The sequence below is a fragment of the Bradyrhizobium sp. 604_D8_N2_3 genome, from assembly GCF_051810765.1.
GTDB lineage: Bacteria > Pseudomonadota > Alphaproteobacteria > Rhizobiales > Xanthobacteraceae > Bradyrhizobium > Bradyrhizobium barranii.
This window is the reverse complement of sequence record NZ_JBPWPM010000001.1, coordinates 6,032,692-6,046,842: the sequence shown is the minus strand read 5'-3', so window position 1 is coordinate 6,046,842 and position 14,151 is coordinate 6,032,692. Positions and strand designations below refer to the sequence as shown.

14 protein-coding genes and 1 pseudogene are annotated in these 14,151 nt (G+C 64.7%); 8 read left to right on the top strand and 7 right to left on the bottom strand.

The window, feature by feature from the left end; genetic code table 11:
- Window positions 1-3: 3 nt before the first annotated feature.
- Entirely contained in the window at window positions 4-243 is a 240-nt protein-coding gene (purS, locus tag AB7245_RS29100) for a phosphoribosylformylglycinamidine synthase subunit PurS (protein WP_014494125.1), read from the top strand.
- A gap of 13 nt (window positions 244-256) precedes the next feature.
- Here purS and AB7245_RS29095 read toward each other — a convergent pair whose 3' ends face one another.
- Window positions 257-1,273, bottom strand: a complete 1,017-nt coding sequence (locus AB7245_RS29095) for a magnesium and cobalt transport protein CorA (protein ID WP_071912382.1) — start codon at window positions 1,271-1,273, stop codon at window positions 257-259.
- A 167-nt stretch (window positions 1,274-1,440) separates the two neighbouring features.
- Here AB7245_RS29095 and purQ point away from each other — a divergent pair, with 167 nt between their 5' ends.
- The 3 genes and pseudogenes from purQ to AB7245_RS29080 all read left to right on the top strand — a co-directional run bounded on the left by purQ (window position 1,441) and on the right by AB7245_RS29080 (window position 4,075).
- Window positions 1,441-2,142 carry a phosphoribosylformylglycinamidine synthase subunit PurQ gene (gene purQ, locus AB7245_RS29090; protein ID WP_166342514.1) on the top strand — a complete coding sequence of 234 codons (702 nt, stop codon included), beginning with the start codon at window positions 1,441-1,443 and terminating at the stop codon, window positions 2,140-2,142.
- Window positions 2,139-3,125 carry a tripartite tricarboxylate transporter substrate binding protein BugD gene (locus tag AB7245_RS29085; protein ID WP_439035188.1) on the top strand — a complete coding sequence of 329 codons (987 nt, stop codon included), beginning with the start codon at window positions 2,139-2,141 and terminating at the stop codon, window positions 3,123-3,125. Before purQ ends, AB7245_RS29085 begins: the two co-directional genes overlap by 4 nt.
- A gap of 211 nt (window positions 3,126-3,336) precedes the next feature.
- A pseudogene (locus AB7245_RS29080) lies at window positions 3,337-4,075 on the top strand (tetratricopeptide repeat protein).
- A gap of 55 nt (window positions 4,076-4,130) precedes the next feature.
- On the opposite strand, the gene AB7245_RS29075 reads toward AB7245_RS29080, so the two are convergent.
- Complete coding sequence (locus AB7245_RS29075) at window positions 4,131-5,102, bottom strand: DMT family transporter (RefSeq protein WP_166091178.1); 972 nt, start codon at window positions 5,100-5,102, stop codon at window positions 4,131-4,133.
- A 75-nt stretch (window positions 5,103-5,177) separates the two neighbouring features.
- Window positions 5,178-5,657: a PaaI family thioesterase gene (locus tag AB7245_RS29070; RefSeq protein ID WP_028147494.1), complete on the bottom strand. Its 480-nt coding sequence runs from the start codon at window positions 5,655-5,657 to the stop codon at window positions 5,178-5,180.
- A gap of 185 nt (window positions 5,658-5,842) precedes the next feature.
- On the opposite strand from AB7245_RS29070, the gene purL reads away from it, so the two are divergent.
- Window positions 5,843-8,053 (top strand): phosphoribosylformylglycinamidine synthase subunit PurL, encoded by a 2,211-nt coding sequence (gene purL / locus AB7245_RS29065; protein ID WP_166342513.1) that lies wholly within the window; start codon window positions 5,843-5,845, stop codon window positions 8,051-8,053.
- 121 nt (window positions 8,054-8,174) lie between these two features.
- Here purL and AB7245_RS29060 read toward each other — a convergent pair whose 3' ends face one another.
- Window positions 8,175-9,362, bottom strand: a complete 1,188-nt coding sequence (locus tag AB7245_RS29060; protein WP_166342512.1) for an acyltransferase family protein — start codon at window positions 9,360-9,362, stop codon at window positions 8,175-8,177.
- A gap of 185 nt (window positions 9,363-9,547) precedes the next feature.
- Here AB7245_RS29060 and AB7245_RS29055 point away from each other — a divergent pair, with 185 nt between their 5' ends.
- Window positions 9,548-9,721 (top strand): DUF1328 domain-containing protein, encoded by a 174-nt coding sequence (locus tag AB7245_RS29055; RefSeq protein WP_028158427.1) that lies wholly within the window; start codon window positions 9,548-9,550, stop codon window positions 9,719-9,721.
- Between the two features lie 38 nt (window positions 9,722-9,759).
- Here the strand turns inward: AB7245_RS29055 and AB7245_RS29050 are convergent, their stop codons facing one another.
- Both AB7245_RS29050 and AB7245_RS29045 read right to left on the bottom strand, forming a co-directional pair.
- A complete protein-coding gene (locus AB7245_RS29050) occupies window positions 9,760-10,863 on the bottom strand; it encodes an alpha/beta fold hydrolase (RefSeq protein WP_439035187.1) in 1,104 nt (367 codons plus the stop codon).
- Between the two features lie 58 nt (window positions 10,864-10,921).
- Window positions 10,922-11,281, bottom strand: coding sequence for a DUF427 domain-containing protein (locus tag AB7245_RS29045; protein WP_014494138.1), 360 nt, complete (start codon window positions 11,279-11,281; stop codon window positions 10,922-10,924).
- A gap of 179 nt (window positions 11,282-11,460) precedes the next feature.
- Between AB7245_RS29045 and AB7245_RS29040 the strand changes: the two genes are divergently transcribed.
- Both AB7245_RS29040 and AB7245_RS29035 read left to right on the top strand, forming a co-directional pair.
- A complete protein-coding gene (locus AB7245_RS29040) occupies window positions 11,461-11,697 on the top strand; it encodes a BolA/IbaG family iron-sulfur metabolism protein (protein ID WP_028147489.1) in 237 nt (78 codons plus the stop codon).
- Between the two features lie 26 nt (window positions 11,698-11,723).
- Window positions 11,724-12,917, top strand: coding sequence for a low temperature requirement protein A (locus tag AB7245_RS29035; RefSeq protein ID WP_166342510.1), 1,194 nt, complete (start codon window positions 11,724-11,726; stop codon window positions 12,915-12,917).
- Window positions 12,918-13,129: 212 nt separating this feature from the next.
- On the opposite strand, the gene egtD is transcribed toward AB7245_RS29035, so the two are convergent.
- Window positions 13,130-14,101 carry an L-histidine N(alpha)-methyltransferase gene (gene egtD / locus AB7245_RS29030; RefSeq protein WP_063982369.1) on the bottom strand — a complete coding sequence of 324 codons (972 nt, stop codon included), beginning with the start codon at window positions 14,099-14,101 and terminating at the stop codon, window positions 13,130-13,132.
- Between the last annotated feature and the right edge of the window lie 50 nt (window positions 14,102-14,151).

Genomic DNA, 14,151 nt, shown 5'->3' with positions numbered 1-14,151 from the left:
GACGTGAAGGCACGTGTTACCGTTACCCTGAAGACGGGCATCCTCGATCCGCAGGGCAAGGCCATCGAAGGCGCGCTGAAGTCGCTCGGCGTCGACGGCGTCGCCAGCGTCCGCCAGGGCAAGGTGTTCGACATCGAGCTTGCCGGCGCCGACAAGGCCAAGGCCGAAGCGGCGCTGAAGGAGGCGGCCGACAAGCTCTTGGCGAACACCGTGATCGAGAACTATCGCGTCGAGATCGTCTAACCCGCGCGGCGCTTCACAGCCATCCGACGCGGTGGAAGCGCCAGTACAATGCGAGGCAGGCGAGCGCCATCATCCCCATGACGACGAAATAGCTGTACTCCCATTGCAGCTCGGGGATGTACTTGAAGTTCATCCCGTAGATGCCTGCGACTGCGGTGGGCACGGCGAGGATCGCCAGCCACGAGGCGAGCTTCTTGGAGACCGCGGTCTCCTGCGCCTGTCCGACCAGCAGGCTCGCCTCGAAGGCGAAGGCCAGCACCTCGCGCATGGAATCGATGCGCTCCTGGATGTTCCTGACGTGGTCGGTGACGTCGCGGAACAGCGGCTGCATCGTCGCACGCACCATCGCAAGCTCGTCATGCTCGAGGCGGCGGCAGACTTCCACCAACGGGCCGATCGCGGTCCTGAGCCGCAACAGGTCGCGGCGCAGCATGTAGAGCCGCTCGATCTGCGCCTTGCTGATCGGCTTGGAGAGCACGTCGTCCTCGATGCCTTCGACCTCCTCGTGGATGCTCTCCAGCACGGGCGAGTAGTTGTCGACGATGAAATCGAGGATGGCGTAGAGGATGTAGTCCTCGCCGCGCGCAAGGGCCCGCGGGCAGCTTTCGCAGCGTTCGCGCACCGGCGTGTAGGATGTCGAGGCGCCATGGCGCACCGAGACCAGATAGCCTTCGCCGACGAAGATGTGCGTCTCGCCGAAGGCGATCCGGCCCTCGAACAATTGCGCCGTCCGCGCCACGATGAACAGGGCCTCGCCATATTGCTCGATCTTCGGCCGCTGATGGGCGTTGTTGGCGTCCTCGATGGCAAGGTCGTGCAGGTCGAACTGCTTCTGCACGGCGCCGAGCAGCGCCATGTCAGGCTCGTGCAGCCCGATCCACACCACGTGGCCGGGCTTGGCCCGCCAGCTCGAAGCCTCGCTGATGGCGATATTGGCGACACGCCGGCCGTCGACATAGGCGCCGGCTGCGATGACGCCCTGAGTGGACACCGGTTCGGAGAGGGAGGCGGGCAGCGACGGGACGTTCATGGCTTCAATCCCGGGCAAGATCGTCAGGCAAAAGTGCCGTGGCTATGGCCTGTGTACAAGGCCGCCCGGCGAGGCTAGCACTGGTAAAATCCCCGTCAAATGGCTATGTCTCCTGACGAATTGGCCCTTTGGCCAGCCCGATTCCCATCACCGTCGGAACCCGAACCATGAAAGCCGCCATCCTCGTCTTTCCCGGAATCAACCGCGAGCGCGACATGGCGCGCGCATTGAGGCTGATCTCCGGCAGCGAGCCCGCGATGGTCTGGCACGCCGAGACGTCGCTGCCCGCGGGCACCGACCTCGTCGTCGTGCCCGGCGGCTTCTCCTACGGCGACTATCTGCGCTGCGGCGCGATTGCGGCGCGGTCGCCGGTGATGGACGCGGTGCGCGACTATGCGGCCAAGGGCGGTCTCGTGCTCGGCGTCTGCAATGGTTTTCAGATCCTCTGCGAGTCCGGCCTGCTGCCCGGCGTCCTGATGCGCAACGCGCGGCTGAAGTTCATCTGTCACGACGTGCATCTGCGCGTCGAGCGCTCCGACACGCCGTTCACCCGCGGCTACAATGCCGGCCAGGTGATCCGCGTGCCCGTCGCCCATGGTGAGGGCAATTACGAGGCGGATGAAGAGACCATCAAGCGGCTCGAAGGCGAGGGGCGGGTGCTCTATCGCTACTGCTCCGCCGACGGCGTGGTCGACGAGGCCCACAACATCAACGGCGCGGCGGAATCCATCGCCGGAATCGTCAATGACAGGGGCAACGTGCTCGGCATGATGCCGCACCCGGAGAACCACGTCGAAGACATCATGGGCTGCACCGACGGCCGCGGCCTGTTCGCCGGTCTCACTGCCCATCTGGAAAAGGCCGCGTGATCTCGTTTGTGGCGAAGCGGGCTCTCGCCGCGATCGCGGCGCTGTCGCTCGCGACATTTTCACTCGCGACCCTTGCGTTCGCGCAGGATTTCCCCAAGCGCCCGCTCACGATGATCGTGCCGTTCGCGGCTGGCGGCACGTCGGACGTGATCGCGCGCACGGTCGCCGAGCAGATGGGCATCGCGCTCGGCCAGACCATCGTGATCGAGAACGTCGCCGGCGCCGGCGGCTCGACCGCGCTGGCGCGCGCCTCCCGCGCCGAGCCTGACGGCTACACCATCGCGATCGGCAACGCCGGCACCAACGCCGCGACCTACACGATCTATCCAAAACTGCCGTTCACGCCTGAATCCTTCGTGCCGATCGCCATGGTGGCGAAGACGTTCGGCGTCATCGCGCTGCGCAAGGATTTCCCGGCGAAGGACCTGAAAGAGTTCATCGCCTACGCCAAGGCCAACCCGGGCAAGATCAATCTCGGCCACGCCGGTGTCGGCTCGTCGAATTACCTCATTTGCAAGAGCTTTGTGACGGCCGCCGGGGTCGACGCAACACTGGTCGGCTATCGCGGTGCGGCGCCCGCACTCACGGATGCGATCGGCAGCCAGATCGACGGCGTCTGCGACGCCGCGGCCTCCGTCTCGCAGTCGATCGGCGACAAGCTAGTGAGGGGCCTGGTGGTTGGCTCGACCGTGCGGCTGGCCACGCTGCCCGATCTGCCGACGTCTGCCGAGGCAGGCCTGCCGGACTTCGAGGCGCAGGGCTGGAACGGCCTGTTCGCGCCGAAGGGCACGCCGCCGGCCATCATCGCCAAGCTGAACGCGGCTGCGCGCACCGCGGTGGAAACCGACGCGGTGAAGAAGCGTTTTGCGGATTTGTCGACCGTCGCGCCCGATCCCGACGAGCATACGCCCGAGGTGCTCCAGAAGCTCGTGACGCGCGACGTCGAGAAGTACCGGAAGATGCTCGCGGACGACGCCAAGTAGCAGCCGCCCAAATCATAGCAAGTCATAGCGGTTTTGGGCTTGCTGTCTCATGAACCTCAATCGCGTTTGAGACGACTGACTCCTCGTCGCCATCAAGGCGCGCGTGTCCGGGTCGCTGATTTCCGCGCGGGTGAAAGCAACTCAAAGTTGTTTCGCCGCGCGAGTTGCGGTATCAGGAAGCGTGCGCTGTCGTTGTGCTCCCGGATGTCACATGCCCGTCGCTTTGGTCGTTCTGCTGCTCGATATCACACTGATTTATCACGCGTCGCGAACCGGGCGGTTGCAGCCCTGGGCCTTCATCATCCTGATGGTGCCGCTGATCGGCGCGCTCGCCTACATCGCGGTCGAACTCGTCCCTGAATGGTTTTCCAGCCCCGGTGCGCGACAGGCGCGTCAGCGCGTTGCCAATCGGCTCGATCCGGAGAAGCGTTATCGCGAGCTGTGCGACCGGCTGGCGGCCACCGACACCATCGCCAACCGTGCGGCGCTGGCCGAGGAATGCGCAAAGGTCGGCCGCTTCAGCGAGGCCGAGCAGCATTACGGTCACATCCTGAGCTTGCCGATGGGCCACGACCCCCGCTTATGCCTTCGGCAAGGCGCAGGCCGAGTTTTCCGCCAAGCGTCCGGCCGATGCGCTGGCGACGCTGGACGATCTTCAGAAGCAATGGCCGGACTTCGATTCCGCCGACGCGCATCTGCTCTACGCCCGCGCGCTCGCCGAGGTCGGCCGGCTCGACGAGGCGCTGGAGGAATATCACGCCGTCGCCGGCTATTTCCCCGGCGCCGAGGCGCGGGTGCGCTACGGCATGCTGCTCCAGATGGTCGGCCGCAGCGCCGAGGCGCGCGTGGTCTTCAACGAGCTCCTGATCCAGATGCGGCGCGCGCCCAAATATCTGCGCGACGCCCAGGCCGATTGGCTCTCGATCGCCGAGAAGCAGATTTCGACCTGAGCGGTCTTATTGTTTGAGCATGATCTTATCGGAAAACTGCTGCGCACTTTCCGGATCATGCCTTGCGCAGCTTCAGCCGTTCCGCCGGCACCGTCATCGCGGCGACGCCGGCCATGACCAGCAGAAGTCCCAGCGCGAGGTTCGACGGCACGCTCTCGCCGAGCAGCAGCACGGACAATCCGACGCCGATCGGAATGCGCAGATAGCCTTGTGCGTTCGTGGTCAGCGTGCCGAGCCGGCCGAGGCAGACGTAGAACAGCATCAGCCCCAGCGCGCTGGAGACGATGCCCATGACGATGGTGGCGACGATTGCCGTCGGCGTCGGATGCAGCGTCCAGGGCTGGTCGATGATCAGCGCGGGCGGCAGCAGCACGAGGCCACCGAATAGCAGCGAGCCGGTTGCGACCACCATCGGATCGTATTCGGAGAGCCGCAAGCCAAAGATGGTCGCGCAGGCAAAGGAGATGGTGGCGAGCAGGATCGCGATCTCCGCCACGATCTCGCTGCCGAAGCCGCGCAGCGCGTCCAGCCCGACGATGGCGATCGTGCCGGCGAGGCCGAGAATTGCGCCCGCGAGCTTCAGTAGCGTGGCCGGCTCGTGCCGCGTGATCAGCGAGGTGATCAGGAAGGCGAAGATCGGCGTTGTCGAGGCCAGCACCACCGTGTTCGACGCCGGGACATATTGCTGCGACCAGGTGATGACCAGGAACGGAAAGGTCGAGTTGATCAGCTGCTGGACTGCGAACAGCTTCCAGGCCTTCGCATCCGTCGGGAGCTTGAGGCCGCGCATCCACAAGATCGCGAACAGGAAGGCGAACGCGATCAGCGAGCGCGCCGAGATGAAGGTGATGGGCGGGATCGTGGGAAGCGCGAGCTTCGCCAGCGGATAGGTCGAGCTCCAGCAGCAGGCGAGCGCGAACAGCAGCGCATAGTCGCGCCAGTTACGGGCGCCGACGGCGGTCATGGATGGCAATGGCGCTGACGCGGAGGGCGCTGTGTGGCCCGATCCGGATGTGCTCTGCGGCACCTTGTTCTTGCTCCCCCGCGCAAAAGCGCTTTCAGCAAGTCTGGGCGAGGGGGCGCGAAAAGGGAAGGCGTCGAGCTATGCGTTTGGCTGGAGTGCGGGCTTCCGCTTCACCCGCTTGATCGTGCCGGAGAAGGTAAACAGCGGCCGCCCGGCCGAGGTCAGCTTGCCCCGCAGGAAGATCAGCGAGCCGCCGGCGCGGGACACTTCGCCGACGCATTCGACCAGCTCGCCCTCGCGGGCCGCGTCGAGGAAATCACAGGCGAAATTCGTCGTCACGGCCGGGCCATCCAGCTCGTGGGTGGCGATCGCGAACAGGCAATAGTCTGCGAACGCCATGAAGCAGCCGCCATGGACGTTTCCGGAGCCGTTGAGGTGCTTTTTCTCGACCCGGAACGCCGAGCGGACGCTGCCGTCGTCCTCGATTTTGTGCCAGAACGGGCCGATATGGCTCTCAAAACTGTCGCGAATCCAGGTCCGCCAGCCCGTGAACTCGCCATCGGTGGCGACGTGCAGGTCCGGGCGGCGGGTGGAGGGGACTTTGGTCAATTCGTGCAAGGAAATGGGCCTTCAATTACGGGTCTTTAGTCCTTAAATCCGATCCGTCAGCGCCTTGCAATTCCCGTTCCCGCCGACCGCCTGCCCGCAAAACGTGGGACAGCGGGAAAATGCGCCATAAAGGGCTTTTCGTAGGCCCCCGATCTTCCTAAGAACGGCAAAACGCCGCCGAAAGCCCCGAATCCATGAAGAACGAACCCAAGATCACCCCCGAACTGGTTGCCGCCCACGGGCTCAAGCCCGACGAGTACGAGCGCATCCTGAAGCTGATCGGGCGGGAGCCGACCTTCACCGAGCTCGGCATCTTCTCGGCGATGTGGAACGAGCACTGCTCGTACAAATCCTCGCGCATCCATCTGCGCGGCCTGCCGACCAAGGCGCCCTGGGTGATCCAGGGCCCCGGCGAGAATGCTGGCGTGATCGATATCGGCGACGGCCAGGCCGTGGTCTTCAAGATGGAGAGCCACAACCACCCGAGCTACATCGAGCCCTACCAGGGTGCGACCACCGGCGTCGGCGGCATCTTGCGCGATGTCTTCACCATGGGCGCGCGTCCCATCGCCTGCCTCAATGCGCTGAGCTTCGGCGCGCCCGAGCATGCCAGGACGCGGCATCTCGTCTCCGGTGTCGTCGCCGGTGTCGGCGGCTATGGCAATTCCTTCGGCGTGCCGACGGTCGGCGGCCAGGTGCGCTTCCACACCCGCTATGACGGCAACATCCTCGTCAACGCGATGGCCGTGGGCCTCGCCGACGCCGACAAGATCTTCTATGCGGCCGCCTCCGGCGTGAACATGCCGATCGTCTATCTGGGCTCCAAGACGGGCCGCGATGGCATCCACGGTGCCTCGATGGCCTCGGCGGAGTTCGACGACAAGTCCGAGGAGAAGCGCCCGACCGTGCAGGTCGGCGATCCCTTCGCCGAAAAACTGCTGCTCGAGGCCTGCCTCGAGATTATGGAGAAGGGCTGCGTCATCGCGATCCAGGACATGGGCGCGGCCGGCCTGACCTGCTCGGCGGTCGAGATGGGCGCCAAGGGCGACCTCGGCGTCGACCTCGATCTCGACGCGGTGCCGACCCGCGAGACCGGCATGAGCGCCTACGAGATGATGCTCTCGGAAAGCCAGGAGCGCATGCTCATGGTGCTCAAGCCCGAGAAGGAAAAGGAAGCCGAGGCGATCTTCAAGAAGTGGGGCCTCGACTTTGCGGTCGTCGGCTACACCACGCCGAGCAAGCGTTTCGTCGTCAAGCATGGCGGCGACGTCATGGCCGACCTGCCGATCAAGGAGCTCGGTGACGAGGCGCCGCTCTACGACCGCCCGCATAGTCCCTCTGCCGCGCTGCCTGTGGTGCACGCGCGCGAGGTGCCGGCGCCGATGGGCGTCGGTGCCGCGCTGGAGAAGCTGATCGGCACGCCCGACATGTGCAGCAAGCGCTGGGTCTGGGAGCAATACGACCACGTCATCCTCGGCAACACCTTGCAGCGTCCCGGCGGCGACGCCGCCGTCGTGCGCGTGCAGGACGGGCCGAAGGGTCTGGCGCTGACCGTCGACGTCACGCCGCGCTATTGCGAGGCCGATCCGTTCGAGGGCGGCAAGCAGGCGGTGGCGGAAGCCTGGCGCAACATCACCGCGGTCGGCGGCAAGCCGCTCGCGATCACCGACAATCTCAATTTCGGCAACCCTGAACGGCCCGAGATCATGGGCCAGTTCGTCGGCTGCCTGAAGGGCATCTCGGAAGCCTGCCGCACGCTGGACTTCCCGGTCGTGTCCGGCAACGTCTCGCTCTACAACGAGACCAACGGCCGCGCGATCCTGCCGACACCTTCGATCGGCGGCGTCGGCCTGCTCGACGACTTCACCAAGTCCGCGTCGCTCGCCTTCAAGGCCGAGGGCGAGGCGATCCTGCTGGTCGGCGAAACCCACGGCTGGCTCGGCCAGTCGGTCTATCTGCGCGACATCTGCGGTCGCGAGGAGGGCGCGCCGCCGCCGGTCGACCTCGCGGCCGAGAAGCGCAACGGCGACTGCGTGCGCGGCATGATCCATGCGGGCACTGCGACCGCAGTGCACGATCTCTCCGACGGTGGCCTCCTGATCGCGCTCGCCGAGATGGCAATGGCCAGCGGCATCGGCGCAAAACTGCTGGCGGCGCCGGCGGCGCTCGTGCCGCAGGCCTATTGGTTCGGCGAGGACCAGGCGCGCTATCTCGTCACCGTGCCGGAAGCGGACGCCGGCCGCGTGCTGGCCAAGATGCGCGGCTGCGAGGTGCCCTGCGTGCGCATCGGCACCACCGGCGGCGATGCGATCGCGATCGCTGGCGAGGCGCCGGTGTCGATCGATAGCTTGCGGAAATCATTCGAGCGCTGGCTGCCGGAATATATGAGCGGGAAGGCGGCGTAAGGCGCCGCCACACACTCCGTCATTGCGAGGAGCAAAGCGACGAAGCAATCCAGACTGTCTCCGCGGAGAGACTCTGGATTGCTTAGCTACGCTCGCAATGACGGGTGGAGAGACCTCGGCCTCACAAAACGTGTGACGCGCCCGGAATCTTCCGCAACATTGCCGTCAGTCCCCAGCTCAGCATCACCGTGAGCACGAAGCCGATCCCGGCCTTGAAGATCGCAGGCCACGAATAGTCGAACAGCACATACTGGATCCACAGCGCGATCGGGTAGTGCACCAGGAACATGCCGTAGGCGTCCGCCTGCATGCGGTCGAGCAGGTTCGGCCCCGGCGACTTCTGGTGCAGGAAGAAGGCGAGGATCGCGAGCAGGATCGCGGCCGAGAACAGCACGACGAACGTGCCGTAGATCGCCTGATACCAGTCCGGCAGCACGTTGGGATTCCCGAGGATTGCGCGCTTGATGTAGATCATGCACCACATCAGGCAGTAGGGTACCAGCGTGGCGATCACCCACATCCATCGGTTCTTCGGCAACTGGCCCTCGGCGCTGAGGATGCCGCGATCGAAGTTGGCGGCACCGACGCTGACGCCAATGAAGAAATAGGCGAAGTAGAGCAGGACGCGGCTCGCCTGCACCGAAAACGGTCCGAACTCGAACCATTTGTTGGCGCCGAAATGGACCAGCGCGGGCACGTAAACGACGGCGGTGACGACGGCCAGCAGCAGCCAGAACACGGCCGGCTGGTCAAAACCGCGCAGCGAAACGCGGTTGACCGGATCGACCAGGTGGGCTGAGACCCGGTAGAGCAGGCTCGCGGTCAGGTCGAACGCCAGCAGCACCCACACGAACCAGATCGGCCCGCTCGGCCACGGCCCGACGGTGATCGTCTTCCACCAGAACGAAGCGAAGGTCAGCTCGGGATCGTGCCGCAGCGCGATCGCGTAATAGGCGATCGGAATGACCGTGAATGCCGCGATCACGAACGGCAGCCCGAGCCGCAACAGGCGGTCGCGCAGGAAAACCTGTGGCGCCTTGCGCGCGATGCCGGACCACGTGAACAGTCCCGACAGGAAGAAGAACATCGCCATGAAGAAGCTGTCGGTGCAGAGCACGACGACGTCGAAGCCGATCCAGGACGCCGGGTCGGTGTGACCGAAATAGGTGTAGGGAATGACGGCGTGGTGCAGCAGCACCACCAGCGTGAGGAAGGTGCGGGTCCGATCGAGCGACAGATTGCGCGCCTTGGCCTTCGGCGCGGCGTGCGCCTCTGCGCCGATCGTCGCGGAATGTGACATCGTCATCATGGTCGCCCCGATTGCGCTCCTGCCCTCTCGCCGGACTGTGCCGCTGGGAACCGGATTCAGCAAGCGCAGTTTGTGCCGGGCCTTGCCCGCGGAGCGCCCTCAGGAACCAGTTCCGCGCAGCGAAGTTAGCGTTCGCGAATAGGTTGAGGGCCGCAAAACATGCGGCATTTTAGTCGGAGTTGGTTATGACGATCCTGAAATGGGCGCTGATCTTTCTCCTGGTCTCGATCGTGGCCGGCGTGCTCGGCTTCACCGGCCTCTCGGCCGCCTCGGCCGATGTCGCCCGCTTCCTGTTCTATATCTTCGTCGTGATCTTCCTGGTGCTGCTGATACTGGGGCTCACGATCTTCAGGGCATAGCCGGGCTGCCGCTCAAATGGGGGCCGGGGCGCCGGCCCTCAATTGCCGGCGAATGGCATGACGCGGGCCATCAGCTCAGCCAGGAACTCATCAGGACGATGGAACGGAATGAAATGATCGCCGCCGCGAACCCACACAAATTCCTTATGCGGGGCCGTGATCTCCTTGAAATATTGCTCGGCGGGTTCGCCCGGGGTCACGCCGTCCGCGTCGCCCTCAATGAAGAACATGGGGATCGAAGATCTGAATCCCATCGAGGCCATGTCGCTCTGAAACATCGGCCCGTTCCGCCCGGTCAGATATTTGGTCGAGAAGGCGACGCCCTTGCGCCAGTTGTACAAGTCGAGCAGCGAGACATCCGGCATGAAGAGCGGCGGGATGGGACCGGCGAACTGGAAGCCACCGGCGGGCGGCAGACCCAGCGCGTTGCTCCATTTGTCCGCAATCAGGCGATTTTCCGGGGTGAGGGTCGGCTGTGAAGCGATCGGCGCCAATTCCGCCAGGGCTTCACGATTGTTGGCGGATGCCGCAAGCCGTTGCAGGCGCGCGATCGTGAGCTCGAATGCCTTCTCGAAGGTCGTCCTGCCAACCACCTGGCCCGTGCCGACATAGGCCGAGAACAGATCCGGGCGTTGCTTCACCATGTGAATTCCCAGGAACGAGCCCCACGAATGCCCGACCAGGACGATCCTGTCCTTGTGCAGATGCGTGCGCAGATGCTCGGCCAGCTCGACGCCATCCTGCGTCATGCGCTCCAGTGTCATGGTTGGCGCCAGCGTGTCTCCGGTGGCGCCATACGTGCGGCCGGTGCCTCGCTGGTCCCATTGCACGATGGTGAAGTGCTTTTCCCAGGGGCGCCAACCCGACGACATTGGCCAGCTGGACCCTCCGGGCCCGCCGTGGACGAACAGGAGGACCGGGTTATCCCGATCCTCGCCGCGGATTTGAATCCATTGCTTGATTCCGCCGATGTCGACGAACCCTCCCTCCTGCACGCCCTTTGGTGAGCGGATCGCGAGGGTTTCGGCAGCAAGATGCTGGCGATAGGCGCGAAAACCCAGTCCGGCGGCGGCCACCACGATGAGGATGCCGGCCACGCCCAGCAACGAGACCCCAATCAGTCTTGCGGCTTTGCGCGGCATCTTGAGCCTTGTGTCGACTGAGAGGAAGCGACCTGCGATCGCCCCCGGCGCGATGAGCCTACCCCACTTCCTCGATCTTCACCTTGTCCGGATAGAAGGCGAGATGGCCGGAAATCTCCGTCATCGCGGGGAAGGGCGTCTCGTAGGTCCAGATCGCGTTGTCGAGCGTCTTGCCGTCGGCCTTGACGCTGTAATAGCTCGCGTCCCCCTTGTAGGGGCAATGGGTGACGCGGTCGGTGCGCTCCAGCAGCGCCATGTTGGCGTCCTCCCGCGGCACATATTGCACCGCCGGATATTTCGCCTCTTTCAAGATCAGCGCCTTGCTGGTCTCGGCGATCACGATGTCGCCGGCCGTGACGCGGACGCGCCGGGGATTTTGGGTAATGGTGATGGGGTGGTCGGGCCCTGGAAGCTTCATGATTTCACGCCTTTTCGATCAATCTTGCGCGCGCGGCACTTTGTCGTGCCTTTATCCGGATGGGATCAGGAATATAGTGCCGGAATGCGTGACGTAGAAGGCCGTTCACGCTAAGTTTGGCCCTGCCGGTCCGGGGACCCCGGCAAGCGATTCGAAGCCGAGACAGGAGCAAGACCCGAATGCCCATGGACGCCCACGATATCGAGGCGATGATCAAGGCAGCGATCCCCGATGCCGAGGTGACGATCCGTGACCTCGCCGGCGATGGCGACCACTATGCCGCGACCGTGATCTCGGAATCCTTCCGCGGCAAGTCCCGCGTCCAGCAGCACCAGATCGTCTATCAGTCCCTGCAAGGCCAGATGGGCGGCGTGCTGCATGCGCTGGCGCTGCAAACCGGGGTACCGGGGGCCTGATCTGATCGCGTGACGGGGGGATGACGATGGCTGCGGACAATCCTCGCGGCGCGATGTTTCGCGTCATCGCTCCGAACCAGCACAGCCGCGTCACCAATGCCGAGCTGTTCTTCGACCTCGTCTTCGTCTTCGCCGTCACGCAGGTCTCGCATACGCTGCTGCACCATTTCACCCCGCTCGGCGCGGTGCACGTCACGGTGCTGTTCCTCGCGGTGTGGTGGGTGTGGGTCTACACCGCCTGGGTCACCAACTGGCTCAATCCCGAGCTGACCCCGGTCCGCATCCTGATCTTCCTGATGATGCTGGGCGGCCTCGTGCTGTCGACCACGATCCCGACCGCGTTCGAGGGGCGGGGCCTGTGGTTTGCGATCGCCTACGCGACCATGCAGGTCGGACGCACCGCCTTCTGGCTGTTCGCGACCCCGCGCCATCGAACGGCCGTCCGGCACAACGCGATCCGCATTCTGGTCTGGCTCTGTGGCTCCGCGATCTTCTGGATCCTCGGCGGTCTCGCCCATGACGAGGCGCGGCTGTGGTTCTGGATCGCGGCGCTCGCGATCGAATACGTCTCGCCCGCGGTGCGCTTCTGGGTCCCGAAGCTCGGCTTCTCGTCGGTGGAGGCCTGGGCCGTCGAGGGCGGCCACATGGCCGAGCGCTGCGCCGGCTTCATCATCATCGCACTCGGTGAAGCCGTCGTCGTCAACGGTGCCACCTTCGCCGAGCTGGAGTGGACCGCGGATAACATCCTGGCCTTCGTCTCGGCGCTGGCCGGGGCCATCGCGATGTGGTGGGTCTATTTCCACAAGGGCGCGGAGGCTGGCTCCGAGCGGCTCTCGAAATCCACCGAATCCGGCCGGCTGGCACGGATGGCCTATACCTATCTGCACATGCCGATCGTCGCCGGCATCATCCTGACCGCGGTGTCGGACGAGCTGGTGCTGAAGCATCCGACCGGCCATTCCGATATCAGGACCATCGTGAGCACGGTCGGTGGTCCCTTGGTGTTCCTGGTCGGCACCATCCTGTTCAAGCACGCGATCCGCGGCTTCCTCCAGCTCTCCCACGGCATCGGCATCATCCTGCTACTGGTGCTGTGGTGGTTCGCCGCCGATCTCTCGCCACTCTGGCTGTCGGTCGCGTCGACCGTGATCATGATCGTGGTCGCAGTCTGGGAGTCGATGTCGCTGGGGTCGAAGCCGGAGGAGGCAGAGGCGCATTGAGCTCCGGCCGCACGTGTCCTCGTAGAGCTGTCTGAGCGCACGCCTCGTCCTTCGAGACGACCGCTGCGCGGTCTCCTCAGGATGAGGCTAATCGGCATAGGCGCCCGTTGAAACTGTTGCCGCGCGCTCCGTCCTCATCCTGAGGAGCCCGCCGAAGGCGGGCGTCTCGAAGGATGTGCCGCAGGAAACCGCTCTCAGATTCAACGGAGCCTTTACTCCGCCGCCTCCAGCGCGTGCACCGAAAACATCTTCGCCGCGTCCGTCCAGCTTTCGCGCACCTGCCAGCCCGCGCCCTGCGCCAGCGCAGCAAAACGCTCGAGGCTGTATTTGTAGCTGTTCTCGGTGTGGATGCTCTCGCCGGGGCGGAACGAGAAGCTGGTGCCGAGCAGGCGCACGGTCTGGCTCTTCTTGCTGATGAGATGCATCTCGATCCGGTGCCGCTCGCGGTTGTAGATCGCGCGATGGGTGAAGGCGGACAGGTCGAAATTGCCGCCGAGCTCGCGGTTGATGCGCACGAGCACATTGAGATTGAAGCGGGCGGTGACGCCGGCGGCATCGTTGTAGGCGTCATGGAGGACGCGCTCTTCCTTCTCGAGGTCGGCGCCGATGATCATCTGCGCGCCCTTGCCCAGGATCTTGCGGGCGCTCTTCAGGAAGGCCTGCGCCTCATGCGGCTCGAAATTTCCGATGGTCGAGCCGGGGAAGAAGCCGACCTTGGGCATCGACGCGACTGCCTTGGGCAACTCGAATGGCGTGGTGAAGTCGGCCGCCACCGGATAGATGCCGAGCGTCGGGAAGTCCCGCTTCAGGCCGTTGGCCTGCGCCTTCAGGAAGTCACCGGAGATGTCGACGGGCACATAGGCCGCGAACTTGCAGTGATCGAGCAGCAGGCGGACTTTTGTGGTTGCTCCGGCGCCGAACTCGACCAGCGCCGCATGCTGCGGAATGATCTTCGCGATCTCGCTGCCGCGCTCCTTCAGGATCGCAAGCTCGGTGCGCGTCGGGTAATATTCCGGCAGACGCGTGATCGCCTCGAACAGCTCCGATCCCGTGGCGTCGTAGAAATATTTCGGCGACAGCTTTTTCGGCTGCTGCGAGAGGTCCTCGATGGCCTCGCGGGCGAAGGCGGTGGTCTGCTCGTCGGGGAGATGGGCTTCGGCCAAAGCGCTGGCGTGCACATTCATGATACTCTCCTGAACGCGCTGTCCGGCGCGCATTTATCGTCGGATGAAAA